Below are 25,259 nucleotides of genomic sequence, written 5' to 3'. Positions count from 1 at the left end.
ACACCGCGCGTGTCAGCGCGCCATGCCCGGCTTGATCTCGGCGAGCCGCCACCGTTCCAGCTGGTTCAGCACGTCGTTGGCGATCTGTCCGACGGTAAAGCCGGTCAGGTCGCGAAACCCCGTCTCGCCATTGGTCTGCGCGGCCAGCATCCAGGCAAGACTGCGGCGGCCTTCCGGGGCGTCCAGCGCGGTATAGGCGGGCAGGGGGCGCGAGCGGGGCGACAGGCGATAGGTGAACAGGCGGCCGTCCCTGGCGGTGATGGTCAGTTTCACCTTGTCGTCGGTCGAATCCAGCGCGCTGGCGGTCCAGCCTTCTGCTTCCAGCGCCTCCTGCACCGATTGCAGCGCGGGCTCGCCCTGCGCCTTGAGTTGCGTGAGGATGTCGGCGCGTCGGGCGGGCACGATCAGACGCTTGATCCGCTCGCTGATCGCCGGGCCGTCGCCGGGCAAGGTCACGCCCGCCAGATCGGCATTGGTCTGGCGCACCAGCCCCACCGCCAGCAGCAGCATGACGAAGCAGAAGGGGAGGGCGGCGAGCAGGGTCGCCGACTGCAACGCGCCCAGGCCGCCCGCGATCAGCAACAGCGTGGCGGTGACGCCCAGCAGCACGCACCAATACATACGCTGCCAACGCGGCGTCTCCTCCGTGCCGCCCGAGGCGAGCGTGTCGATGACCAGCGCGCCCGAATCCGCAGAGGTGATGAAGAATATGGCGACCAGGATGATCGCCAGCGTCGAGGTGACGCTGGCCGCAGGCAGATATTCCAGGAACTTGAACAGGGCGGTCGACAGATTGGCCTGCACCGCATCGGCGATCCCGCCATGCGCCAGTCCGAGGTCGAGCGAGATCGCGGTATTGCCGAACACCGTCATCCACAGGAAGGTAAAGGCGGTCGGCACGAACAGCACGCCGATCACGAACTCACGGATGGTCCGCCCGCGCGAGATGCGTGCGATGAACATGCCGACGAACGGCGACCAGGCGATCCACCACGCCCAATAGAATAGCGTCCAGTCCGCCATCCAGGCGCGCGGTTCATAGGCGTAGAGGGTGAAGGTGCGCTTGACGAAATGATCGAGATACAGGCCGAAATTCTGCACCAGCGCGCGCAGCAGGAACAGGGTGGGCCCGACCGCCAGCACGAACAGCATCAGCAGGACAGCGACCGTCAGGTTCAGTTCCGACAGGCGACGAATGCCGCGATCCGCCCCGCTCAGCACCGACAGGGTTGCGGCGCCCATGACCAGCACGATGACGACGATCTTGACCGAAATCGTGTCGGGCAGGCCATATTCGTAATTGAGGCCCGCCGTCATCTGCGACACGCCGAAGCCCAGCGAGGTCGATACGCCGAACACCGTGCCGCACACCGCAAAGATGTCGATCGCATCGCCCAGCGGGCCGTTGATCCGCTTGCCCAGGATCGGCGACAGGCCCGACCGCAATGTCAGCGGCATATCCTTGCGATAGGTGAAATAGGCCAGGCTCATGCCGACCAGCGCATAGATCGCCCAGGCATGGACGCCGTAATGGTGGAAGGTGATCGCCATCGCCTCGCGCGCGGCCAGGATGGTGCCGCTAGGCGCGTCGGGGGGCGAGATATAATGCTGGATCGGCTCGGCGACCGCGAAATACATCAGGCCGATGCCCATGCCCGCCGCGAACAGCATCGCCAGCCAGGACAGATAGGGAAAGTCGGGCTCGGCATCGTCCGGCCCCAGCTTCAGCTTGCCCGCCGGGCCGAAACCCAGCGCCAGCACCACGACCAGGAACACCGCCACCGCCGAGATATAGAACCAGCCGAACGTGTCGATCGCCCAGGCCTGCGCCGCCTTGAACGCGACATCGGCGGTGCCCGGCATGGCAAGCGTCGTCACCAGCAGCAGCGCGATGATCCCGGAGGCGCCCCAGAAGACGCGCGGGTTGATCTCACTCTTCATCATATCAACAGGTTATCATCAGCGGGCCGGAATGGCGAATGGGGCGGCGGACGGCGGGGGCATCTCGTGGCTCCACAGTTGGCGATGGAGTTGCGACAACTCGGTCGTGTCGCGCTTGCTGGTCAGCTCGCTCAGGGCGCGATCGAGCGCGTCGCGGGCCTCGGCATGGCAATCGCCACGCGCGCGTGCCTCGATCACGGCCAGCGCGGCGAGCGCCTTTTGCAGCCGGACCCCGACCTCGATCGTGGCGGCGCCGTCGCGGGCGATCGGGCGGAACATGTCCTCTATCATGTCGGCAAAGGCGAAGGGCGGCACGATCACCCTGACGGGCGGCGTCCATTCCGGGTCCGGGCGGTGGCGCAGGATGGCGGCGAGCACCCGCGTCCCCGCCTCGATCACGGCAATGGCGGTGCCGGGATCGTTGACCGCCGGAGACAGCGCGCGCGCCGCGATCTCGCCCAGCACGACCAGCGCGAATCGAGGATCGTGATCGAAGGCGCGGTGGTGTTCGATGGTGAAAGCGTCCCTGATCCGGCACGCCGCCTGTTCGTCGATAGGAACCGGCGCCCAGGCCAGCGGCCGTGCCGGGTCGACCAGCAGGCCCGGCAGACCGACCAGATGGATGTCACCCCCGATCGATGCCGCGACCTCTCCGATCTGGGTGAGATCGACATGGGTGATGCGGCCGATATCGGTGTGATGGAGCAGGCTTGCCCCGTCCGGGAAGGATGGTCCCTTGGCAGGGCCGAAGCGTGGCGGCTGCACCATCGCACGGACGGCGGCGATGGCGGCGCGCTCCACTCGGTCGATCGTGTCGGACACGCGACCGAAACGGACGATATGCTGGATCCAGCGCAGGAACGTCACGACGATCAGCACGACGACCAGGATGGTCCCGGCATAGAGGATGACGCGCCCCGTTTCGCCATAGATGCCGGTCGACAGCGCGATGATGCCGACGATCGCGAACAGGAAACTGCCGAGGAAGGTCGCCAACGCGTTTTGGGACGTGCTGTCGTCGATCAGCAACTGGACGGCGCGCGGCGTGATGCTGCTCGTCGCACCCGAATAGGCCTGCACCATCGCGGTCAGCGCGAAGGTCGTGACGGCCAGCATCGAGGAGGCCAGCAGGTTGAGGATCCCGTCGACCGATTTCGACCCGATCCTGGCGGCGAAGCTGTAGGAGATCATGTGCCCGGCCAGCGCACTCGCCAAGGCAAGGGCCACGGCAAAGACGCAGAACAATGCCGCGCGAAACCACATGCGCCGCGTGACCAGCCGCAGCGCCCACTGCCACCGCCTCATGCGGGCATTCCTGGATCGGCGTTCGGTCGGTATCCCGAAAATGCCGGGACGGGGATCGGGGCAGCCATGCTTCCGATAACGACCGACGGGGCCATTCGAGCCATGGCCGTGCCGGGACGGATATTTTCCTGTACCTGTACCGGCTTAACCAGCCGGTATGACTATTCGTCTATCGCTTCCGCCAGAACAAGCAGGGTTCGGGGGAGTGAGAATGCGACATTGGGGTTGGCTGCTGGCATCGACGGCGGCGCTGACGGTGACGGGGGCGTTCGCAGGTACGGCATCGGCGCAGGGCCTGCGCTCGGTGGCCCCTGCGCCCAAGGACAAGGCGGACGAGAAGAAGCCCGACGCCGAATCTCCCAAGAACGGCGACATCGTCGTCACCGCGACCCGTCGCTCGCAACGCCTGTCGAGCGTGCCGATCGCGGTCAGCGCCTATGGCACTGTCGCCCTGCAGAATTCGGGGGCGACCGATATCCGCCAGATGACCCAGCTGGCGCCATCGCTGCTGGTCAGCTCGACCGGCTCGGAGGCGAACGCCACGGCGCGCATCCGCGGCATCGGCACGGTGGGCGACAATCCCGGCCTGGAGAGCTCGGTCGCGGTCTTCATCGATGGCGTTTATCGCAGCCGTACCGGCTCGGGCCTCAACGACCTGGGCGAGGTGGAGCGGATCGAGGTGCTGCGCGGGCCGCAGGGCACGCTGTCGGGGCGCAACTCTTCGGCGGGTGCAATCAGCATCTACACCAAATATCCGCAGTTCAAATATGGCGGCTATGGCGAGGTCAGCTACGGCAATTACAATGCCGTGCGCGTTGCGGGCGCGGTCACCGGGCCGGTGATCGGCGATACGCTCGCCTTCCGCGTCGACGGTGTCTACGCCAAGCGCGACGGTTTTCTCTACGACGTCATCAACAAGACCGACTATAACGACCGCAACCGTGTTTTCGTGCGCGGCCAGCTGTTCTGGAAGCCGAGCGACGATTTCTCGATCCGCCTGATCGGCGACTATACGCATCGTGACGAGAAATGCTGCGGCGCGGTCTATATCGACACGCGCGAAAAGATCGACCCGACGCCCGGCGTACCGGGCGATGCGGCGATCAATCCGCAGAACCGCATCGTCAACATCCTGCGCAGCCTGGGCGGCGTCCTGCCCAGCGCGGGCGACCCCTATAATCGCCGGATCGCGCAGACGCCGGGCCATGCCTATTCCAACGTGACCGAAGATTACGGCGTCTCGGCGCGCGTCGGCTGGGATATCGGCAAGGTCCAGCTGATCTCCATCTCCGCTTACCGCGAATATAAGGCGGGCGGCGCGGGCGATGTCGATTACAGCAATGTCGACATCATCGACCGGCCCGACAACGGCCGCGCCTATCGCCAGTTCAAGACCTTCACGCAGGAAACGCGCCTCAGCGGCTCGATCCTCAACAACCGGCTCGACTGGCTGGTCGGCGGCTATTTCGCGCATGAGGACCTTCAGGTTTCGGACAATCTGATCTTCGGTTCGCAATATGGCGCCTTTGCCGCTTGCCGTGTCGTCGCCTCGATCAATCCGGCGGCGGCGTTGCAGAACCCGGCCAATCCGGGCTGCCTGAGCGGGGCGGGGCGCGCGGTCCTGACCAGCACGCTCGGATCGCAGCTGATCGGGACCATCGACCGGCTGAGCACGATCAACAATGTCGGTGCGCTGCGCGATCTCTACGACCAGACCAGCACCAACTACGCGTTCTTCACGCACAATATCTATCGGCTGACCGACACGCTCAGCCTGACCGGCGGCCTTCGCTACACCCATGAGCGCAAGACGCTGGGCGCCAGCTTCGAGAACAACAACACCGCCTGCCCGCTGCAACAGGCCGCGCTTCGTCCGTTCCTGCAAAGCGGCAATGCGACGCTGGCGAACCTGGCCGGAGGGATCGTCACGCTGAGCTGCAATGGCAACTCCTCCTCCGCGCTCTCCGGGCTGCCGCTGTCCGACGCGATCAGCGAGGGGCAGTTCACCGGCACCGCCGTCATTTCGTGGAAGCCGGTGGCCAGCACCCTAGTCTATGGCTCCTATGCGCGCGGGTACAAGGCAGGCGGTTATAATCTGGAGCGGTCGGACCTGACCCCGAATGTGTATGCGGCGCCGACGGCGGCCTCGGTCACGAATCTGCGCTTCGATCCGGAGACGGTGAATGCCTATGAGCTGGGCGTGAAGTTCACCTCGCGCACCTTCACCCTCAATGCCGCCGCTTTCCGCTCGGAGTTCAAGAACTTCCAGCTGAACACCTTCAACGGCACCGGCTATATCGTCCAGAATATCAGCGCGTGCAGCACCGATCTGGGCGGTGCCGATCGCGACGACTCCCCCAACACCGGCCGCTGCCCCGGCAAGGTGAAGGCGGGCGTCGTCACGCAGGGTGTCGAATTGGAAGCGGGCCTGTTCCCCGTGCCCGACGTCACCGTCAATCTGGCCTATACCTATGCCCATACCAACTATGCGCGCAATCTGGTCGGCAGCGATGCGGGCGAGCCGCTTAGCAATGCGCTGTTCCTGCTGCCCGGCAACATGATGTCGAACGCACCGCGCCATGTCGCGACCTCCTCGGCCAGCTGGACGCCGCCGATCGCGGGCACGGGCATGACCGCGCTCTTCTATGTCGATGGCCGTCTGACCAGCGACTATAACACCGGCTCCGACCTGTTCATCGAGAAGACGCAGGACGGCTTCTTCCTGATGAACGCGCGCATCGGCCTGCACGGCAAGGATCAGCGCTGGGCGCTGGAATTCTGGGGCCAGAACATCCTCAACACCAATTACCAGCAGGTCGCCTTCAACATGCCGTTCCAGGGTTCAAGCAGCCTGTCGCAAGTCCAGCGTTTCGGCGCGCCGAACTACGCGACGGCCAACGCGCTGTTCGGGTCCTATCTGGCGGAGCCGCGCACCTATGGCCTGACGCTGCGCACGCGCTGGTGAGGAAGGTTGGCGGTGGATGAGTGGCGCGCGCTGGGACAGCGGTCTGCGCCACTCGGCTTGTTCGGGCTGAGAAACCCGATGATCCTAACCTGATAACGTGGCGTGGCGTGGCGTGACGTGGCGTGGGTGCTGCGTGATGCGTGGCGCCCGTGATGGCACTCAAAGCTGAAGCCAGCCCCTGCCGTTTCCCATGAGTGGATCAGCCTAAAGCCTTCGAAACCGGATGGCCTGCCCACCGCCGGAAGCAAGATCGAGCGACAGCTGGTCTCCGGCGGTCACCATCTGCTGCCGGATCGCCAGCTTTTCCGGGGCGGTGCGCCAGTCGGCACCGGGGCCGTCGGCATAGATGGTAGCCTCGTACCGCGCGCCCTTGTCCAGAAAGTCGAGCGGCACCGTCAGGCGGCGCGCCGTGTCGCTGGTGATCGCGCCCAGATACCAGTCGGGGCTGTTCCGATCGCGCCGCGCGACGACGGCATATTCGCCGATCTTCCCCTGCAGCGTGCGGCTGTCCTCCCAGTCGGTCGGAACGTCGCGGATGAAGCGGAAGGCGTCGGCGTGCTCGTCATAATGTTCGGGCAGGTCGACGGCCATCTGCACCGGGCTGTACAGCACGACATACAGCGCCAATTGGTTGGCGATGGTCGAGGGCACGCGATTGTCCGGCCGCGTCGCGCGATAGTCGAAATGCACCACGCCCGGTGTATAGTCGAACGGTCCCGACAACAGCCGGGTGAAGGGCAGGATGGTCGTATGGTCGGGCGCGTTGCCGCTGTCCGGGCTGCCGCCATTATATTCCTGTCCCCGCGCGCCTTCGCGGCTCATCAGATTGGGCCAGGTGCGACGCAGGCCGGTATCCTTGACCGGCTCGTGGGGGAAGATGGCGATGCGGTGCCGCGCCGATGCCTCGACCACCTTTTGCAGGCTCTGCACGGCATATTGGCTGTCGGGCCATTCCGTCTCGTCCAGCCGCGTGCCGACATAGCCCAGCTTGATCGAACGCACGCCGTAGTGGTCGTAATAGTCGAGCGCTGGTTCCAGCTGGCGCAGATAATCCTTCACCTGTCCGCCGGTTTCGTGATGACCGATCAGGTCCACTCCCTTGGCACGGGCATAGGCCGACACTTCTGCCATGTCGAAGGCAGGCTGCGCGCGGTCGAAAACGAAGCGTGAATGGCCGTTCTTCCACCATTCCGGCACGTCCCAGCCGATATTCCACCCTTCGACCAGCACGCCCGGAATGCCGTGCTTTGCCGCCCAGTCGATATAGGATTTGGCGCGCGCGGTGGTCGCGCCCAGCTTCGGCCCAGGCTCCCAGGTCAGCAGGCCGGTATGCATAGCCCAGAAGATGCCGATATATTTCTCCGGCTTAATCCAGGACACGTCACCCAGCCGATTGGGTTCGTTGAGGTTCAGGACGATGGTCGAGTCCGCCAGATGCGCGGCATCGGGGGCGACCATCACGACGCGCCACGGCGTCACCGCGCCGCCATGCGTCCGCGCCCGGTCACCATTGGACCAGGGCGACAGGTCGGCCTTCAGCGTGCGGCTATTCTCCTCGGGCATGCGCAGGTTCATCGACGGGAAGTCGACCAAGGCCGCCTCGTGCACCGCCATCGCCACGCCGTCGCCCTCCAGCGTTAGCGGGGTCTGCGCGGTCTGGATCGCCGATAGCGCCGAGCGGCTATATTCATATTCGCTATATTTCTCGCGATAGGCCGGGATCGACCAGGCGCGGTAATTCTGCGCGAAGTGGAACTCGGTTTCCTCGTCGGTGACGACCAGCGGCTGCTCCGCTGTGCCGGGCAGCGTGTAGCGAAAGCCGAAGCCGTCATCGAATACGCGGAACTCGACGCCCAGCTGGCGGCCATCGGCGGCGGCCAGCGTCGCGACCAGCCCGCGATAATGCTCGCGCATCTGGCGCCGCTCGCCCCAGGGTTGGGTCCAGGGGCGGTCGAGCGCGGTCGGGCGGCTTGCGACCAGCGTCAGCCCGGTGTCGAGCGGCGCGGCATCCTTGAACCGGAACCCCATCCGCGACCGATCGAGGATCGGCTTGCCGTCATAGCGGGCGCGGTACACCGCCTCGCCTTTGTCCACCGCCACATCGACCGAGATGCGGCCATCGGGTGAGGTGACGGTCTGCCATGCCTGTCCCAAGGCCGGGGTCGCCGCGATCATCGCTGCAAGGCTGACGATCATGCCCAGTCGCTTGCGCATCAGAAGCTGTAGGTAAGGCTGGCGCGGACGCGGCGGCCGAAGATCGGGCGGCCCTGAAACGCGGTTTCCCGAACCCCGATGATCGAGCCCGCACGCGGATTGCCTTCGGTCAGACCGACCTCGTTGAACAGGTTGGTCGCCACCACCTGCGCCTGGAGCGCGTCGGTGACCTTCCAATTCGCACCCAGCCGCACCTCGGTATAGCTCGGCAGCACGATGGTGTTGGCCACATCGACATAGCGTTTGCCGGTATAGGCGGCCTCACCGAAGATGTTCACCCGGTCGCCCAGCAGATGCAGCGTCGGGCGAACCGACACCTGAACCTGCGGCTGGCGTACGATCTGATTGCCGCTGAAGTCGAACGGCCCGCTCGCATCCTGCCCTGCGAAGCTGGTGTAGGTGATCTTCTGATAATTCCCGCTCGCCGCCAGCTCGAAGAAGTCGATCGGTCGCAATGACAGTTCGACCTCGACGCCCTTGGACTCGGCCGCCGCCGTCTGGTTGATCGTCTGCGCTTGGCCGTTCGGGCCCGCCACGATCGTCTGGAAGGCGATGTTGGGAAATTTGTTATAGAACAAGGTGACGAAAGCCGAGAAGGGCCGGGTGGCATATTTCAGCCCGCCTTCGACCAGATCGATCCGGTTCTCGACCGGCGCGCCGCCGAACCACTGCACGAACTCCGGCGTCACGCGGAAGCTGCGGCTGTAGCGGGCAAAGGCCGCGACCCGCTTGTCGAACTCGTAATTCGCGCCCGCTGAAAAGGCCCATTGCCCGGTCTTGAAGCGATAGGGTGTCGTCGCACCGGTAAAGACCAGCACATTGTCGTCGGCGATGGTCGTCGCATCGCCCAGATTGGCGCGTGTGGTCTGCGCGATCGTGCCTTGCTTCGATACGTGATGATAGCGCGCGCCCAGATCGATGCGCAGCGCATCGGTGACCTGCCACGCATCGGTCATGTAGAAGGCGTTGATCGTCACCTGGTCACGAAAGCGCTGGAGGTTGCTGTGCAGGTTGAGCAGGCCGTTCTTGGTCAGCGCGACGGTCTGCTGCCCGGCCGCGTTCAGGCCGACGACGTCGAAATAGCGCGGGCGGTTGATCGCCTCGACCAATATGTCGTTCCAGTTCCAATTCTGCGTCTGTTTGAAATGGCTGAAATAATAGCCTGCGGTCAGGGTGTGGCGACCGATGCCGGTGTCGAGCTTCTTGGTGACGCTCAGGTCGTTGATCACATTCTCGACATTGACGACCGTGTTGAAGATGCTCTGGGTCAGCGCCAGCTGGTTGCCGAGGTCGGCGGCGGCGACGGTCTGGCCGTTGCTGGCGTCGCGATAGACGGCGGACACGGTGTCGGGTCGGGCGGCCTGCAACCGGGCCAGCGCGCTCGTCAGGAAGTCCTGCGACGTCGTGATGCCCGAACTGAACAGCCCGTTGAAGTCGACTGTCCCGGTCGTATAGCGGGCACGGTCATTGACCTCCCACCCGTCGCCCAGCGGCTTGTTGAAGATCGCGGTGAAGGTATCGGTATCGGTGTGGATGCCCTGGGTCAGGTCCACCCGCTTGTCGAACGAACCGCTGCCGTCGGGCACGGTCAGTCGGGCAAAGGCCGTGTTGACCAGCGTGCCGGTGCCGGCATCCAACCCCGGCAGGCCCTGAGACGGGCTGGCGAGCGGGATGGCGGTGTAGAAGATGTTCTTGTCGTCCAGCTTACGATAGCTGACGAACAGCGAGCCGGTGTCGGCGAAATCATATTGCAGGCCGACCCGGAACTGCCCGCCCTGGTTGCCGGTGAAGCCGGGGTTCCGAAGGCCGTTATCCTCGCGATAGAAGCCGCCGATCGCAAAGGACAGCCGGTCGGTCAACGGGCCGGACACATTGGCGTCCATGCGGTAATGATCCCAGTCGCCGACTTCGCCCTTCACCATGCCCTGGAGCGTACGGGTCGGGCGCTTGGTCAGGACGTTGACGACGCCGCCCGGTGCGTTGGACGCGGTGATCGAGGCCGAGCCGCCGCGCACGATCTGGAGCGAGTCGACCGTCGCATCGACGCGGAAGAACTCGTCGGCATTGGTGAAGGCGCCCGCGCCCTCTTCCCACACGGGCAGGCCGTCCTCCAGCAGCGGGAGATGGCGATAATTGTCCGCCGGAAGACCGCGCGAATAGACGTTATTGCCGACCTCGCCGCCCGAGCTTTCGACATAGATGCCCGGCGTCGAGGCGATCAGGTCGGCAATGCCCAACGGGGCCTTTTGCGCGATCGCCTGCGGGTCGATGGTGGTGATGGCGTAGGACGTCTCGAACTTGCGCGTGCCCGTGCGGGTGCCGGTGACGATGATCTCGTTCAGGCCCAAATCGCTGCCCTGCGCTGCATCGGGCTCGGGTGGCGCGACGGGCTGAGCCGCAGGCTGGTTCGCAGCCTCGTTCGACTGGGCGAGTACGGGGGCGAGCGGCGCCATCCAGGCAACCGAAGCCATCAACGCCAAACGACATGCACGCATGATAATCCCCTCCTAGACGCCTCTTACGGGCGATCCGCCTGATGGAAGGGAAACTGATCCTATCTGCAAACTTATGCAATCAATTTATACAAACGATTGCAATTTACATTGGCTTGCTCAGTATCGCTTTGAATAAGCCATCTGTATCAGTCGCTTGGGGTTGATGAAGACTATAATTTTGCATGGTTGATTCGGCAGTCAACGTCCGCACGACTCGCGAATCACCAGATCGGTCGGCAGGCGTTCGGACTTGGCGCGGTGGCCGTCGATTATGCGCAACAGCTTGGACACCAGCAGATTGCCCGCCTTGATCACATCCTGCCGGATGGTGGTCAGTCCCGGCGTCGACAGCGCGGCGGCGTCGATATCGTCATAGCCGATCACCGCCACATCCTCGGGCACGCGCAGGCCGCGCTGGCGCAGCGTCTGGATCGCGCCCAGCGCCACCAAGTCGGACGCCGCGACAATTGCGTCGAAGGCTATGCCCCGCTCCAGCAGATTGTCGACCGCCTCGGCCCCTTCGAACCGCCCGGCGGTCGGCGTCTGAACCATGGCCGCGTCGAACGCGACGTCATGCGCCTCCAGCGCCGCGCGATAGCCGTCCAGCCGGATCGCAATCTGCGAAAAGGGCGTGCGGGCGGCGGCGATGGGCGGCGTCGCTCCGATGAAGGCGATGCGCCGCCGCCCTTTCCGAAGCAGATGCGCGGTCGCCTGAAATCCGCCCTCGTGATTGTCGCTACCTATCGAGCAATAGCTTTGCCCCGCCACTTCGACACCCCAAGCCACTAGGGGTTTGCCTAGATCGGCATAGAGGTTGAGCGTATCGTGGAACTGCGACTGGCCCAGGAAAATCGTGCCCGCATAAGCGCTCTGATCCAGGAACTGCGCCAGCGTCGCATCGTCATAGGGGGTCTGCCACACGATCGACACGTCGCGCCGCCGCTCGCGCAGGGCCGTGCCGATCCCGCCGATCAGCGCCAGCTCGAACGGATTGGCCAGCTGGCTGCCATGTGCAGTCGCGACCGGCACGACCAGGCAGATCTGCTCCGAGAGCGACGGGACGGCGCGGCGTGTCTTTTGCGGCACATGGACATAGCCAAGCCGGTCGGCGGTGCTCAGCACCCGTTCGCGCGTCTCCTCGCTGATGGCGCTATGTCCGGTCAGTACCCGTGACACGGTCGCGACCGACACCCCGGTTTCCGCCGCGATCCCGCCCAGCGTCGGCCCGCCCCGCTTCACCCGCGCCACGATCGAATCGATATTTGCATTAGCTTGCACTAAGCTGGGATCGCGTCCTCGTCCATGGTCGACAGGCACAGGCTCAGCACCGCCCCCATCGCCATCAGCCCGCCCGCCAGGGGCAGGACGGGCCAGGCCACGCCGCCCAGCCCGTGCGCGATGACCCAGCCCATGCTCAGCCCCGCGACCAGTTGGGGCACCACGATGAAGATGTTCATGACGCCGATGAACATGCCTGCCGTCGCGCTGGAAACCGCCCGCCCGGCCAAAACGAAGGGGGCGCTCAGGATCGAGGCATAGGCGATGCCGATCAGCACGGCGCAGGCGACCAGTCCGGCGGGATGAGAGGCCAGTGCCACGCCGGCCAGCCCCAGTGCGCCCGCCACCAGCGCCGCCGCATGGACCCGCGTCACCCCGAACCGCCGGAACAGCCCCGGCAGTAGAAAGGCGAACAGCCCGGCCACGCCGTTATAAATTCCGAAAAGTATCCCGACAAAGTCCGCCCCCCGGGCATAGGCCGTATCGAAGGGCGAGGTCGCGCCGTACAACTGCGCCGCGACGACCGGCGTGGCATAGACCCATAGCAGATAGAGCCCGAACCAGCTGAGAAACTGGATGGCCGCCACCGGACGCAGCGCCCGCCAGAGTGCGGCGAAGCCGGTCCAGCGGTCAGGCCTCACCGACGGATCATGCCGTGGCGTGAGAGTCGCGACCGGCTCGCGCACCCGTGCCACCGTCCAGCCTACCGCGAGCGCCACCGCCAGCGCCGCCGCGAGGAACGCCACCCGGATCGACGGCGCAGTCTGGCCCGGCTGGGCGACGTTCGACCAGCCGCCCAAGGCAAGCAGGATCGGCGCACAGGCCCCGGCCAGCGCCCCCAGCCCGATAAAGACGGTCTGCATGGCATAGCCGCTCGCCTGATCCTCGGGCGGCAGCGTGTCGGCCACCAGCGCGCGATAGGGCGCATGAAGCGCATTCATCGCCGCCTCAAGACCCCAGACCACCACCACCGCCACCATGAGCGACGTTGCCATCGGCAAGGCGGCCAGCGCGGCGATCACCAGCAGGGCCGATATTAGGATATAGGGCCGCCGCCGCCCGAACCGACCGCCATGACGATCGCTGATCGCGCCGACGACGGGCTGCACCAGCAGCCCCGTCACCGGCCCCGCCAGCCAGAGGACGGCTAGCTGGTCGACCGAGGCCCCCAATCCCTGGAACACGCGGCTCAGACTGGCGCTCTGGATACCAAATGCGATCTGCAACCCGAGATAACCGACGCTAAGGTCCAGTCCCTTGATGCGCTTCGATAGTCCCATGGCTCACGCCATCCACAATTTTGCCTGCACGCTCAAGGCGCTCGGCGGTCGCACGTTCTATCCACACACATAGCCGAGATCAGACCAGGAGGCTCAAACCGATCCATCGGCAGCTCTATCCATCGTATTTCAAAATTGAAATCCTGACGTCCGAGGTCTTCCAGACGTCGCGTGCCCATTGCTATCCAATGCGCTACTACGGAACGCACGTAAATCTGGCGATTTTGCAAAGTGGCGCGCCCGACGTGAAAGCGATGGGCACTCAGATCATTGGGAAATTCTGATTGAGAGCGCCTTCCAGAGGCCATAAAATCGCTAGGTGTTCAGTCCCGGCATCTGGTGGAGCGGATAAACGATGAATCGGTCTGGTTCCGACGTCCAGATCTTGGCAATGTATTCGTAGGGGGTGAATCCGCTGAGCGTTTTGAGCCGGCGGGCAAAGTTGTAGGCGGCCATGAAGTCGGCCAGGTGCGTCCGCAGCTGGTTGTGGCTCTCGTAGTGGAAGCGCTTGACGGTCGCCTCCTTGATGGTGCGGTTCATCCGCTCGACCTGGCCATTCGTCCAGGGATGGTTCGGCTTGGTGAGCCGGTGTTCGAGGAACTCCCACGCTGTCCGGCGATCGGCCTTGTCGACCAGTTGCGTGACGGCGAACTTGCTTGTGCGGTCAATGCCAACAAACAGGTAGAGCTTGCCTTCGGCGGTCTGCACCTCGGCAATATCGATGTGGAAGAAGCCGATTGGGCAACGCGTGAAGCGCTGGCGCTTCGGCTTGTCGCCCTCAATGTCTGGCAGGCGTGAGATACTATGCCGCTGCAGGCAGCGGTGCAGCGCTGACCACGTCAGGTGCGGGATCGATGGCTGCAACGCATAGAGACAGTCGTCGAGGGGCAATAGCGTGTGCCGCCGGAACGCCACGACCATTGCCTCCTCGGCCTCGGACAAGGTGGTTGAATGAGGGGCCTTCGGCCCGGTCTTCAAATCCTCGACCGTCGCCCGTTTCCGCCACTTGGCGACCGTCTTCGGGTTGATCCCCAACTCACGGCTCAGCGTCGCGAGCGAAGCTTGCGATCGCTGTATTGCTGCTCGGACGGCGTGCGTGGTCGTGGCGCACCCATGACGAACTTGTCCCATGCGGCTTCCTTCCATTCCAACGAAAGGATCGCACCATCAAACCGTGGGATCAAACACCTAGCCCAGCTTGAGGATCACGTTCGTCACTAGGTCGGTTATCATCGCGTCGGCGGAGTGCTGGGTGATGGCCATGCGGGACGGGTGCGCCGCCATGTTCCGCCGCCCAAGCTTCTCCCTCAGAATCTGAGCAGTGTTCTTGTCAAGCAGGTTGCCCGTGCGCGCTGCCTCAATGAACTCCGACTCCTTCAACTCGTCAGCATCCTCGGGCTTCGCGAGTGTCAGGTTCTTCTTCTGGTACTTGGCGGCGATGCCTCCGTTCATGGATGCGAGGCGGTTCGCGTCCGCGAAGACCCAGCGCACGAAATGGTCGTACGTGAGATTCCACGCCATGATGACAGCCGCGCGATACGCACGGACGCGGTAGCACTTCAGCGCCTCGGTAAGGAACTCACGCTCTGCAAGGTCGGGCAGCCGTGACGGAAGGTCAGTGAGCGCCTTGGCCACCGCCACAGTCGTCGGGTCACCGCCCAGCCGGCTATCAAGGGCCCTCCGTACCGCGCCAGCCAACCTGTAGCCGCCCTTCTCCTTCACGAGCTGCGGCGGCTTCTTCGCTGCCAAGCGCGGCAGGTAAACGCTCATGTCGGGTGCGTCGACACCCACGTCCTTGAAGCACTGCCGCATGTGCGCGCCGTCGAAGCTGGCGCGCTGCTGACGCGCTTCGACATACCACGCCAGGGCCAGCAACTGGTCGACGGAGGTGTTGCGATAAAACCCGGGTACCGACCCGGCAAAGTCTGTGACACTGCTCAAGCAGCAGGCCCCATCTTCTCTACCCGATCGATGCCCAGGTGGTTTATCTCGTACTGACCACGACCAGGGCTGGTGACCAGTTGCTCCTTCTTGAGCGCCCGGAGCGGCCACGAAAAATCCTCAATGCCGGAGGGCCACTTCACCGCCCGATAGCACGTGTACACGTGCCGAGCGGTGACGACTTCGTCCGGACGGTGTTCGTGAAACCAGGCGAGCACAACGAGATTACGTTCGACGTCGTTCTTGGGGGCGTGCTCGTTCGCGAACACCTCGAAGGCGACGCCCGACTTCAGATCGAGGTCGGGCAGAACCTTTGGGACTGTCGGCTTGCGGGCGCGCGCCTCACGCTGTTGACGAGGTGCGGGAGCATTGGGTTCTCCGGTTTCCGCTTCAATCACCCCATCATCGAAGTCGGCGTCCGGCTCCGCTGCTCCAGCAGGCAACGCCGGCATAGGCTGGGCGGGCAGTCGCTGCTGGATTATCGTCGTGGTGGGCTTTAGCGCGTTCTGAATGGCCGACGTGATCTGGTCTAAGTCGCCTTCCGGGATCTCGGCATCCAACATGATGAAGCGTATGCGCGAGGTGCCGCCCTTGTTCGTCGGTTGCTTGGCTACAGACTAGTTCCCCTAGTTGAACCCCGAACATTACTGGAACGCAACTGAGGAGACAATGCCGTGTGGTGAGCTGCCCCCTTCTGAGTGGTCCATCGACTATGACAGTCTGGATTGAGGAAGGGACGACGAATGCCAGCGAAGAAGCACAAGCCCGAGGAGATCATCGGCAAGCTGCGTGAGTTTGAGATCATGCTAGGCCAGGGCGGCACGACGGCCGAGGCATGCCGGCGCATCGCAGTTAGCGAGCAGACCCATTACCGATGGCGCAAGGAATATGGTGGTCTGAAGACGGATTAGGCGCGGCGGATGAAGGATCTGGAGAAGGAGAACCTGCGGCTGCGTCGCGCGATCTCGGACCTGACATTGGACAAGCTGATCCTGCAGGAGGCGGCGCGGGGAAACTTCTGAGCCCCGCACGGCGCTGGCGGTGCATCGACCAGGTGCGTGAGGTGCTGGATGTGTCTGAGCGACGGGTGTGCCGCGTCCTCGGGCAGCATCGGTCGACGCAGCGCAAAGTGCCGTGTGGGGCAGATGACGAGGAGGCGCTGACCGACGACATCGTCGCGCTGGCCAGGCAGTACGGGCGCTACGGCTATCGCCGGGTAACCGCACTGCTGCATGCGGCCGGCTGGTCGGTGAACCACAAACGGGTGGAACGGATCTGGCGGCGCGAGGGGCTGAAGGTGCCTCAGCGACAGCCGAAACGTGGTCGGCTGTGGTTGAACGATGGCTCGTGTATTCGGCTGCGGCCGGAATATCCTGGGCACATCTGGGCGTACGACTTTGTCGAGGCACGGACGCATGACGGGCGCAAGTTCCGCATCCTCACGATCATCGACGAGGCCAGCCGCGAGTGCCTAGCGCTAATGGTCGCCCGTCAGCTTCGCCACGAAGATGTGCTGGCGGCCCTGGCCGAGCTGTTCATTGACCGGGGCCCGCCTGCCCATATCAGATCGGACAACGGCAGCGAGTTCATCGCCACCGCAGTCCAGAAATGGCTTGGGCAGATCGGCGTGAACACGCTCTACATCACGCCAGGCTCGCCATGGGAGAACGGCTACAACGAGAGCTTCAATGGCTCGCTGCGTGACGAGTTGCTTAACGGAGAGATCTTCTACAGCCTCGCCGAGGCCAGAGTGCTGATCGAGGCGTGGCGGCGCCACTACAACACCATCCGGCCACATAGCAGCCTGGGCTATCGCCCACCCGCACCAGAAGCGGCGACGCCGCCATTGCCGGCCTCCGGTTCCGCTTCGCTCCACCTGCGCCCGGCAATGGCGGCGGAGACGACAATGCACTAACTATCTACCCGGACCTCCCGGTGGGGGCTGCTCAGCCGAATGCCAGGAGGACCAGATCGATCCGCACCCCCGCAGCCATCGCGAACGGTGCGATATAGGTATAGAGGATGTTGTGCGCCGTCATCCATGTGAGAATGACGAGCAGGATCGGCACGACGCCCGGTGTAGCGATGACATGGCGCAGCGAAGAACGATCGTCGTTCGCCCGGCCGGGTGCGTCGGGCACTTTTGCGATGATCCAGGCAATCAATGCGACGCTGAGCGCCGAGACAATCAGGAATGATCCGCGCCATCCGACCAGGCCGCCAAGGAAGGTGCCCAGGGGAACACCCAGCGAGAGCGCCAGCGGCACGCCGACCATGGCGAGCGCCATCGCCGGGCCGGTCTGGTCCGGACGCACGATGCCGCGTGCGTACCCCGCGAGAATTCCCCAGGCGAGCCCGGCTGCGCAGCCGGCGACGAAACGCGCTAGCAGGATGACGGCGAGGGATCCGGCCCATGCCGTAAGGGTGTTGCCGACGACAAAGCAGGAGATCGTCGCCCACCAGAACGCCCCGCCGGGGAAGGCCTTGGGTCAGGCTCGTAAGCGGAATCGCCGCAAGCAGGGAGCCGAGCGCGTAGATCGCAACGAGTTGCCCCGCGATCGCCTTGGAAATCCGGAGGCCGTACGCAATTTGTGGCAGCAGGCCAGCGGGAAGCGTTTCGGTCACGATGCACAGGAAACCACTGGCGGCGAGGCCGGACAGCGCTGCGATCGGGAGATTGGCGCGCGGGGCTAACCCTGGTTCGACGCGGCTTGGCGAGGAGGATAGCGACATGGTGGTCTTTGTTCGTCGGTTCGACGCCTGCCCCGCACCGATGCGATCCGGGTCATGGCGATTCCTTTAATGACCCCTATATAAATGCCATCCGGCGGCGCAAATGGATTCTGTAATGATTATTAAAGAAAATAAGGGGCTTCGCGGACGGCCGCGCGGGTTCACGCTCGACGCTGCGGTCGAGGTCGGGCAGCATCTGTTCCATGAGCATGGTTATGAGAATGTCAGCGTGGCGGCGCTGACCGAGGCGATCGGGATAACTCCGCCGAGTTTTTACGCAGCGTTCGGCAGCAAGACCGCCTTTTTCAAGGACACGCTCGACCGATATTCGGCCACCGTGGTGCCATTGGACCGCTTCCTGATCCCGGGCACCGCGCCGCCGGCCGCCCTCACCGACATGCTACGCGCTGCGGCGCATGCTTATGCCGCCCATCCGCAGCGGCGTGGCTGCCTTATCCTTGAACATTCCAGGACCGTGACGACCGATTGGGGAAGTGCGGCCGCGCAGATTGCAGGGGAAAATAGGCGGAAAGTGCAGGTGTTCCTGACACAGTCCGGTATTGAGGCGCCCGGACGTATCGCCGATTATGTCGCTACGACGATGCTCGGCCTATCGGCCGCGGCTCGTGAGGGATGGGACGAGGCAAGGCTCGTTGCCGTCGCAGAAACGGCAGCGATAATGTCACACGACCTTCGACTTGATGAGAGTTGAACCGGAAGGGCGCAGAAGCTTCTTCAGTGCCGAACGACCAGCGAGACGGCCGGGGCTTTCCCATTCCGATCGAAAATCAGGAAAGCTGCCGCATTCCCTAAACCCGGCATCTTCCATTACTTGGAGAGGCAGATCGGCGAAGCGATCCGCCATCCGCGGGTTCCGCGCGATGGTGGCATATTGCGGGTACATGCCGTTTATTTAACACCAGGATCTGAGACCATCGTGAATCCCTGCTCGGGATCGAAGAATGCTGCGCGCAGTGGGACGGTCGCCGCGCCGATCGCCGCTGCATCGCCATGTATTAGCGATGGTGCGATCCGCGCCGTAGGACGATGGTAGCCGCGTCTCTCTGGATTGGTGAGGGTGATCCGTTCTGCGATCCGCTGCCCCAGCGCCAGCGGCAGGCGCCCTCCGAGCACGATCAGGCCGGGATCGATGGTGGCGAAAATTGCCGATGCCACCAGGTTGAGCGAAGGCAGGCTCCGCTCCAGCCAGACATCCACCGCAGGATGGTTGGCTTGGAATGCGCCGAGCATCGCGTGGAGATTGGGGAAGGTCACCCCCTTTTCCTGGAAGCTCAGCCGGAGCGCTTCGAGGTTTGGCTGCGGCCAATCCAGCGGCAGGATCGAGGCAAACTCGCCGGCGTTGCCGTGCCGCCCGCGGAGCGGCAGCCCCTGAGAGATGATGCCGCCCCCGAAACCGGCCGAGAAATAGAGATAGGCGAAATCGCGCATGGTGCGACCATGGCCCAGCATCGCCTCGCCGATCGCAGCGACATTGCCGTCGTTGTCGATCCACACCTTCTCGCCCAGTGCATCGGCCAGGATGGTGTCGAGCGGCACAAGCGCCCAAGGGTCGAGCAGCCGCGGCGGATTCAATCGGGCACCATCGCCGATGAAATAGCCGGTGACGCCGATCCCGATACCGACCAGCGTGGATCGGTCGCGCTTTGCCGCGACGACGACTCCGTCGATCATGGTCCGAATCTGGCGGCACGCGCCGGAAATCTCGATGTCCGCCAGCTTTTCGCAGCGCGTCGCCTGGACGTTGCCGGCGAGATCAAGCAGCACCAGCGAGACGGCATCGGTCATCACGGACAGGCCGATGGCGAAGGCCGATGCGCCATTCAGCGCCAGCTTGGTCGCCGGCTTGCCGACGCCGGCCGCGATCGGAATCGCCTCGTATAGCAGGCCACGCGCGATGAGCGGCTCGACCAGGCGGGTGATCGAATGCGGCGCCAAGCCTGTCAGGCGGGCCAGGTCGGCACGGCTCGCCGAACCCTGGCGCGAGAGCAGGTTCATCACAAGGCGTTCGTTCGCCGTCGCGGTACGCCGCCCGTCGTCCCGCAGGAACTGGGGCGGAAATGTCCCGGCGGTGATCACGGTCATTGCCGGGTAAGACTCTGTCGCGGCGTTCCTGTCAAGCGCGGTATCAGCAGGCCGGCAGCGAAGGCGCACGCAATGGCGACGGCCAGTGTGAAGGCGAAATATCCCTGCGCCGTGAAGGTCGGCATACGCCCCAGGCTCCCCCCCAGGGCGAGCCCCGCCAGCCCCAGCGCGACCTTCGACGCCATGGCATACACCCCATAACCGCGAGGGCCCGCCGCCAGCAGCGGCAGGATCGCCCATCCGATGAGATTGGTCACGCCCATCGCCAATCCCAGCAGCACGAGCATGGCCGGTCCGACGCTCCAGCCATAGCTGATCGCGACGGCGCCGCTTGCCGCATAGGCGAGCGCCAGGACCGCCACGCCTTGATGAAGCGATCCGATGCGCATCGGCAGAAGGGCCGATGCGGTTCGCCCCAGGACCAACCATGTCAGGACCGCCGTCCCATCCTGTCCATCCGCCCGGCCGAGGGGCAGGTGCAGCACTGCCTTCGCGAGCGCGGCCAGCGCGACGATGCCAATCATGCTGGCCGCCAGGAAGCGCGGTGGCAATCGGTCCCGCCACCGCTCGCCACTCTGCCGAGTCGGCGCGGACAGGGGAAAGGCGACCAGCAGGGGCACCATCAACGACCCAATCAGCCAGCCGCCCCCCGCGATGCTCCACAACAGCGGCGTGGTCGCCAGTTGCCTCCCTGCGACAATGGCGGCGACCAACGATGCCAGCGCCGTTCCGATCGTCCGTCCGCGTGAAAGAGCGAAAGCGCGTCCGGCAGTATCGCCCAGCCTGGACAGCAGCGCATTATGGGGCACGTCGCACCCCGCATAGGCGATGCGGAAGACCACCGTCGCCACCAGCAAGGCTCCGAAGCCCAGCGGCGCCAGCAAGACCGTTGCCGGAAACGCCAGCGCTGCAATCACCAACGCCCCGCCCGCGAGCATCGCCGCATGGTCCGGGCGACGCGCCAACCAGAGGCCAATGCCGAGATCAGCCAGTGCACTGGCCGTTAGTCCCACCATGAACACCGCCCCCGCCATGGTCGGTGCCAGGGCATAGATCGATACCAGCAGATAAAGGGTCAGCAGATCGCTGGCGGTCCACAACAGGCTCTTGCCGAAATGCGCCACGCAATAGATCGCGCAGGCCCGGCGCCATCTCACGGAATCCAGCGAACCTTGTAGAGCTTCATCCCCGGCGTATCGATCCGGCGCATAATACCGGTGTCGCGATCGACGACCGTGAAGCCATGCGCCCACCAGCTTTCCTCCGCCTGCACCCATGCCATGGCCCCTCGCGTCACGCTGACCGACTTGACCTGTTGCTTGGGATTGAGCGCCGGCATCGGCGTGAAGCGGCCGCTGCCAGGATCGAAATTCCACACGCCATCGTCGGTGGTCACGATATAGCCGCCGTCCGGCGTGGTGGACAGATCATGGCCATCGTGCCGCCCTGGCAGGGTCCAGCGCGCGGTTTCGGTCAGGCGGGGCTTGGCCCCATCGGGATCGAAGGCGAAGGCCTGGATCAGGTCATGCGACAGCGCAAACAGGCGCTGCCGCCTCGCATCCCAGACCGCACCGTGGCCCGAGGGGAGCGGCAGGCTGAGCAACGGTTTCTCGATGCGCGCCAGTTTGTAGAGCTCCAGCCGGTCTCCGGCCTTGTTGATCGACAGCGCCACCGCCGCATAGCCGCCGGGCAGCAGATCGGCCGAATGCGCCATCGGCGCGGTTGCGCGGAAACGGACCTTGCCGCTTGCACGGTCGATCAGCACCACACCACCGGTCGACGCAGTCACCAGGATCGCCTTGCCGCCTTCGACCGGCTTGCAGTCGTCGATATGCGCCAGCAGCCTGGAACGATATTCGGCCGGCAGGTCCGACGCCTGCGACGCGGTCCAGCGCCACGCCTCCTCCGCCTTATCCCCGCTCAGCGCATATTCGCGAACCTGATCGTCACCGCACGCATAGAGCCGGTCCACGGCCGCCGCCGAGGTGCTGGCCGTGGAAATCATCAAAGCGGTCATCATGCCAAACAGTCGCATCGTTTCTGGCCTCCCTCGATGACGACTGCCCGTCGAGCTGCATCGTCACAGATATGTCACTCATAGTGAATAATAGGCGGCGGACCTGTTTGGGGAAAGAGGGGAATTACCATGAAGGTGTCTTTCGCAGGGCGAACGCTGTTGCTGCTGTCGACGGCACTCGCTGCACCGGCCCATGGCCAGACGGCGCGGACCACCGCGTTGCCGGACCAGGCGAGTCCCGACATCGTCGTCACCGGCGCGCGGCTTCAGTCGGTCAAGGACATCGCTGCCAAGCGCAGCATCGACGTCATTTCCGACAGCATCAGTTCGGACGAGATTGGCACGCTGCCGGATTTCGGACTGGGCGAGGCGCTGACCCGCGTCCCCGGCATCTCGACGATCCAGAACAACGGACGCGGCGAGGCGCAATTCCTGTCGATCCGGGGGCTCAACGCCGATTACAACCTGGTCGAGATCGACGGCGTGCCGCTGCCCGCCAACGAGATCAACCGCCGCAACGTCTCGCTCGACGTCATCCCTTCGTCGCTTGCCGCGCGGGTCGAGGTCTATAAGTCGATGACGGCAGCAATGAACGGCAATGCGATCGGCGGCATCGCGAACCTGCGTACCCGCAGCGCGTTTGACAATGGAGGCAAGCCCTTTCTGGGCGGCCGGTTCGATATCGGCCGCTGGGATTTCCGGCGGACGCGTGGTGGCAACATGCCTTCGGGTCAGGTGGAGATGGTCGGCGCGACCACATTCGGCCCCGATCACACATTCGGCGTGGTCGTCGCAGGCAGCTATTTCCGCCGGGTCAGCGCCTCGCTCGACTCCGCCAGCACCTTGCCGCTCTATGTCGATCCGACCACCGGTCAGAAGTTGAACCCCGCCACGACCGATGCCAGCAGCGCGTTCGTCGTGCCCTCGGTTCGCCGCTGGCTGCATTACGACAATCTGCGCCAGCGTTATGGCGGCTTCGCCAAGTTGGAGTTCGACGACCATGTGATGTTCAAGGGCGCGCTGACCTTCGCCAAATTCTATCACACCAATGACGAGGACCGGCAGGCGAACAGCGTCACGCCGACCACCACGGTGACGGCGGCGACCAACACGTTCGCCAACATCACCAACGTCACGGCGAACGGCGGCACGGTGACGAGCGGCAATTATGCGCAGGCCGATGATTCCCGCTACTTCCAGAAGCGCGGCATCCAATATGCCGACTTCCACGGCGAACTGGCCCCGGCCAGCCATATGCTCGTCGATTTCGGCCTGAACTACGCCATCGCGACCTATCACCAGGATTCGACGACATCGGTGTTCCGCGCGCCCTCGGGCGCCAACCTGGCCTATGACTATACGATCCCGCCGGGCCAGTTCCCGCAGTTCAACTTCGCCAAACCGGCCTATGTCTTCAATCCGGCGAACTACAATATCTACGATTATCAGGCGGTCCCGGATGATCAGAAGGAAAAGGCGCTGACCGGCCGCGCCAACCTCCGGATCAACACCGGTGCGGACGATCGCGGTTTCGGGGTCGCTACGGGCCTCTACGCCCGGTTCCTCGACCGGCGTTATGATCGCAACGTCAACGACTATAAGCCCGCATCGGGCGCCACGACCCTGGCGCCCTTCGTCGTGCCGCAAAGCTATACGCCCTATAACGGCCACGGCCAGAGCATGATCTTCTTCGATCCGGCCGCCGTCTCCCGCTTCTTCAACGCCAATCCGGACAAGTTCACCGCCAACCCGACCAATGCGTACACCGGCCTGCAATCCGACTATAGGCTGACCGAGAATATCACGGCCGCCTATGTGATGGGGCGCTATGCGCTCGACACGCTGCGGCTGACCGCCGGTATCCGCTATGAGGCGACAGACCTGTCGACCGGCTCCTATGCCCTGACGACGGCGGGCAAGACGACCAGCCTCGACTATGGGCAACAGGGCCAGCATTATCATGACTGGCTGCCCTCGGCGCAGTTCGACTGGAATGCGACCGACAGGCTGCGCGTCCGCGCCGCCTTCAGCCGCACGCTCGGCCGTCCGGATTACAGCGATCTCGCCGGGCGGCAGACGATCTCGATCAACTCGACCACCAGCTTCGTCACGATCAAGACCGGCAACGCCCAGCTTCGTCCGCGCCGCAGCGACAATTACGACCTTAGTCTCGAATATTACGTCAATCGCGACGTGATGTTCTCGGCCGCCGGTTTCATCAAGCGGGTCCAGGACGAGATACTGACGGTGAGCAACACCGAGCTCCAGCCCTTCAATGGAGTAACGACCCAGGTCACCACGATCCGGCCGGTCAATGCTAGTGGCACCGTCATCCGGGGTGTCGAGTTGAACGCGGTCGTCACGCGCATGGACTTCCTGCCGCATCCGCTCGACGGATTGGGCTTTGCCGCGAATGTCACGTTGCTTGATCCGACGCCACCCTCGGTCATGATGGCGGACGGCACACGCCGCCAGCTGTCCAGCCTGACCGAAAGCGCCAATGTGGTCGGGAATGTCCGAGCGTTCTACACCATCGGTCCGGTGACGTTGCAGGGCGCGTGGAACCACCTGTCGCCGCTGCTCCTCACCACCTCGACCACCGATCCCACCCAGGATATTCGCTACAAGGCGAGCGACCTGTTCGACGCGCAGATCCGTGTGCGCCTGTCACGCGCGCTGACGATCATCGCGCAGGGCAAGAACCTGTCCAACAACCGCCCCGCCCGGGTAACCGGCCCCGGGTTCGGCTGGCTCAGCGAGGAGCTGATGAACGGCCTGGCCTATTATGTCGGCGCGCTGGTGCGGTTCTGAAGTGCGGGGCGATGCAGCTAGCGTTGCGCTGGTCGCGGACGCGTCCGGAAACGGAGCATTGCGGAGCGGCAGCGACGCCGTTGGCCGCGCATGCTTCCTCGACCGTGTCGAACAACCGCGTCGGTCGCACGACGCAGGATGGTTACGATGATGTCACGAATCAGTCTTCGCCCGGC

17 protein-coding genes and 1 pseudogene are annotated in these 25,259 nt (G+C 64.4%); 4 read left to right on the top strand and 14 right to left on the bottom strand.

Features of this window, described 5'->3' with window-relative positions:
- Window positions 1-12: 12 nt before the first annotated feature.
- Together AC1GI4_RS07410 and AC1GI4_RS07405 are read right to left on the bottom strand one after the other, a co-directional pair.
- Window positions 13-1,944 (bottom strand): BCCT family transporter, encoded by a 1,932-nt coding sequence (locus AC1GI4_RS07410; RefSeq protein ID WP_479629108.1) that lies wholly within the window; start codon window positions 1,942-1,944, stop codon window positions 13-15.
- 15 nt (window positions 1,945-1,959) lie between these two features.
- Window positions 1,960-3,246, bottom strand: a complete 1,287-nt coding sequence (locus tag AC1GI4_RS07405; protein WP_479629107.1) for a DUF2254 domain-containing protein — start codon at window positions 3,244-3,246, stop codon at window positions 1,960-1,962.
- Window positions 3,247-3,457: 211 nt separating this feature from the next.
- On the opposite strand from AC1GI4_RS07405, the gene AC1GI4_RS07400 reads away from it, so the two are divergent.
- The gene (locus tag AC1GI4_RS07400) at window positions 3,458-6,211 is read left to right on the top strand and encodes a TonB-dependent receptor (protein ID WP_479629106.1); all 2,754 of its coding nucleotides are present in this window, start codon (window positions 3,458-3,460) and stop codon (window positions 6,209-6,211) included.
- Window positions 6,212-6,415: 204 nt separating this feature from the next.
- Here the strand turns inward: AC1GI4_RS07400 and AC1GI4_RS07395 are convergent, their stop codons facing one another.
- From AC1GI4_RS07395 to AC1GI4_RS07365, 7 genes are all read right to left on the bottom strand, one after another.
- Window positions 6,416-8,425, bottom strand: a complete 2,010-nt coding sequence (locus tag AC1GI4_RS07395; protein ID WP_479629105.1) for a glycoside hydrolase family 97 protein — start codon at window positions 8,423-8,425, stop codon at window positions 6,416-6,418.
- Entirely contained in the window at window positions 8,425-10,920 is a 2,496-nt protein-coding gene (locus AC1GI4_RS07390; RefSeq protein ID WP_479629104.1) for a TonB-dependent siderophore receptor, read from the bottom strand. The genes AC1GI4_RS07395 and AC1GI4_RS07390 overlap by 1 nt, the downstream gene beginning before the upstream one ends.
- A gap of 198 nt (window positions 10,921-11,118) precedes the next feature.
- Window positions 11,119-12,198, bottom strand: coding sequence for a LacI family DNA-binding transcriptional regulator (locus AC1GI4_RS07385; RefSeq protein ID WP_479629103.1), 1,080 nt, complete (start codon window positions 12,196-12,198; stop codon window positions 11,119-11,121).
- Entirely contained in the window at window positions 12,198-13,478 is a 1,281-nt protein-coding gene (locus tag AC1GI4_RS07380; RefSeq protein ID WP_479629102.1) for an MFS transporter, read from the bottom strand. The genes AC1GI4_RS07385 and AC1GI4_RS07380 overlap by 1 nt, the downstream gene beginning before the upstream one ends.
- A gap of 315 nt (window positions 13,479-13,793) precedes the next feature.
- Entirely contained in the window at window positions 13,794-14,609 is an 816-nt protein-coding gene (locus AC1GI4_RS07375) for an integrase core domain-containing protein (protein ID WP_479629101.1), read from the bottom strand.
- A 57-nt stretch (window positions 14,610-14,666) separates the two neighbouring features.
- Window positions 14,667-15,419, bottom strand: coding sequence for a hypothetical protein (locus AC1GI4_RS07370; protein ID WP_479629100.1), 753 nt, complete (start codon window positions 15,417-15,419; stop codon window positions 14,667-14,669).
- Window positions 15,416-15,982, bottom strand: coding sequence for a hypothetical protein (locus tag AC1GI4_RS07365; protein WP_479629099.1), 567 nt, complete (start codon window positions 15,980-15,982; stop codon window positions 15,416-15,418). Before AC1GI4_RS07365 ends, AC1GI4_RS07370 begins: the two co-directional genes overlap by 4 nt.
- A gap of 180 nt (window positions 15,983-16,162) precedes the next feature.
- Here AC1GI4_RS07365 and AC1GI4_RS07360 point away from each other — a divergent pair.
- Window positions 16,163-17,334, top strand: a pseudogene (locus AC1GI4_RS07360) (IS3 family transposase).
- A 31-nt stretch (window positions 17,335-17,365) separates the two neighbouring features.
- On the opposite strand, the gene AC1GI4_RS07355 reads toward AC1GI4_RS07360, so the two are convergent.
- The gene (locus tag AC1GI4_RS07355; protein ID WP_479630372.1) at window positions 17,366-17,869 is read right to left on the bottom strand and encodes an MFS transporter; all 504 of its coding nucleotides are present in this window, start codon (window positions 17,867-17,869) and stop codon (window positions 17,366-17,368) included.
- Between the two features lie 398 nt (window positions 17,870-18,267).
- Between AC1GI4_RS07355 and AC1GI4_RS07350 the strand changes: the two genes are divergently transcribed.
- Complete coding sequence (locus AC1GI4_RS07350) at window positions 18,268-18,864, top strand: TetR/AcrR family transcriptional regulator (protein ID WP_479629098.1); 597 nt, start codon at window positions 18,268-18,270, stop codon at window positions 18,862-18,864.
- On the opposite strand, the gene AC1GI4_RS07345 is transcribed toward AC1GI4_RS07350, so the two are convergent.
- Genes AC1GI4_RS07345 through AC1GI4_RS07330 form a run of 4 tightly spaced genes read right to left on the bottom strand, consistent with a single transcriptional unit; the run spans window position 18,835 to window position 22,290 of the window.
- Complete coding sequence (locus tag AC1GI4_RS07345; RefSeq protein ID WP_479629097.1) at window positions 18,835-19,056, bottom strand: hypothetical protein; 222 nt, start codon at window positions 19,054-19,056, stop codon at window positions 18,835-18,837. The two genes, AC1GI4_RS07350 and AC1GI4_RS07345, sit on opposite strands and share 30 nt — an antisense overlap.
- 5 nt (window positions 19,057-19,061) lie before the next feature.
- Entirely contained in the window at window positions 19,062-20,324 is a 1,263-nt protein-coding gene (locus AC1GI4_RS07340) for an ROK family transcriptional regulator (protein ID WP_479629096.1), read from the bottom strand.
- Window positions 20,252-21,412: a hypothetical protein gene (locus AC1GI4_RS07335; RefSeq protein ID WP_479629095.1), complete on the bottom strand. Its 1,161-nt coding sequence runs from the start codon at window positions 21,410-21,412 to the stop codon at window positions 20,252-20,254. The genes AC1GI4_RS07340 and AC1GI4_RS07335 overlap by 73 nt, the downstream gene beginning before the upstream one ends.
- On the bottom strand, window positions 21,409-22,290 hold the full coding sequence (locus AC1GI4_RS07330) for a DUF6528 family protein (protein WP_479629094.1): 882 nt from the start codon (window positions 22,288-22,290) through the stop codon (window positions 21,409-21,411). Before AC1GI4_RS07330 ends, AC1GI4_RS07335 begins: the two co-directional genes overlap by 4 nt.
- Window positions 22,291-22,401: 111 nt before the next feature.
- On the opposite strand from AC1GI4_RS07330, the gene AC1GI4_RS07325 reads away from it, so the two are divergent.
- A complete protein-coding gene (locus AC1GI4_RS07325) occupies window positions 22,402-25,083 on the top strand; it encodes a TonB-dependent receptor (protein ID WP_479629093.1) in 2,682 nt (893 codons plus the stop codon).
- The last annotated feature ends 176 nt before the right edge of the window (window positions 25,084-25,259 follow it).

The organism is Sphingomonas sp. 77B (assembly GCF_056497825.1).
This window is presented reverse-complemented; position numbering and strand designations above follow the sequence as displayed.

What these genes read in the sequence shown, in the direction of transcription:
- AC1GI4_RS07365 (WP_479629099.1), bottom strand. Translation starts at nt 15,982, where the DNA reads ATGTTGGATGCCGAGATCCCGGAAGGCGACTTAGACCAGATCACGTCG.
- AC1GI4_RS07410 (WP_479629108.1), bottom strand. Translation starts at nt 1,944, where the DNA reads ATGATGAAGAGTGAGATCAACCCGCGCGTCTTCTGGGGCGCCTCCGGG.
- AC1GI4_RS07400 (WP_479629106.1), top strand. Translation starts at nt 3,458, where the DNA reads ATGCGACATTGGGGTTGGCTGCTGGCATCGACGGCGGCGCTGACGGTG.
- AC1GI4_RS07345 (WP_479629097.1), bottom strand. Translation starts at nt 19,056, where the DNA reads ATGTACCCGCAATATGCCACCATCGCGCGGAACCCGCGGATGGCGGAT.
- AC1GI4_RS07325 (WP_479629093.1), top strand. Translation starts at nt 22,402, where the DNA reads ATGAAGGTGTCTTTCGCAGGGCGAACGCTGTTGCTGCTGTCGACGGCA.
- AC1GI4_RS07380 (WP_479629102.1), bottom strand. Translation starts at nt 13,478, where the DNA reads ATGGGACTATCGAAGCGCATCAAGGGACTGGACCTTAGCGTCGGTTAT.
- AC1GI4_RS07405 (WP_479629107.1), bottom strand. Translation starts at nt 3,246, where the DNA reads ATGAGGCGGTGGCAGTGGGCGCTGCGGCTGGTCACGCGGCGCATGTGG.
- AC1GI4_RS07390 (WP_479629104.1), bottom strand. Translation starts at nt 10,920, where the DNA reads ATGCGTGCATGTCGTTTGGCGTTGATGGCTTCGGTTGCCTGGATGGCG.
- AC1GI4_RS07350 (WP_479629098.1), top strand. Translation starts at nt 18,268, where the DNA reads ATGATTATTAAAGAAAATAAGGGGCTTCGCGGACGGCCGCGCGGGTTC.
- AC1GI4_RS07395 (WP_479629105.1), bottom strand. Translation starts at nt 8,425, where the DNA reads ATGCGCAAGCGACTGGGCATGATCGTCAGCCTTGCAGCGATGATCGCG.
- AC1GI4_RS07375 (WP_479629101.1), bottom strand. Translation starts at nt 14,609, where the DNA reads ATGGGACAAGTTCGTCATGGGTGCGCCACGACCACGCACGCCGTCCGA.
- AC1GI4_RS07330 (WP_479629094.1), bottom strand. Translation starts at nt 22,290, where the DNA reads ATGCGACTGTTTGGCATGATGACCGCTTTGATGATTTCCACGGCCAGC.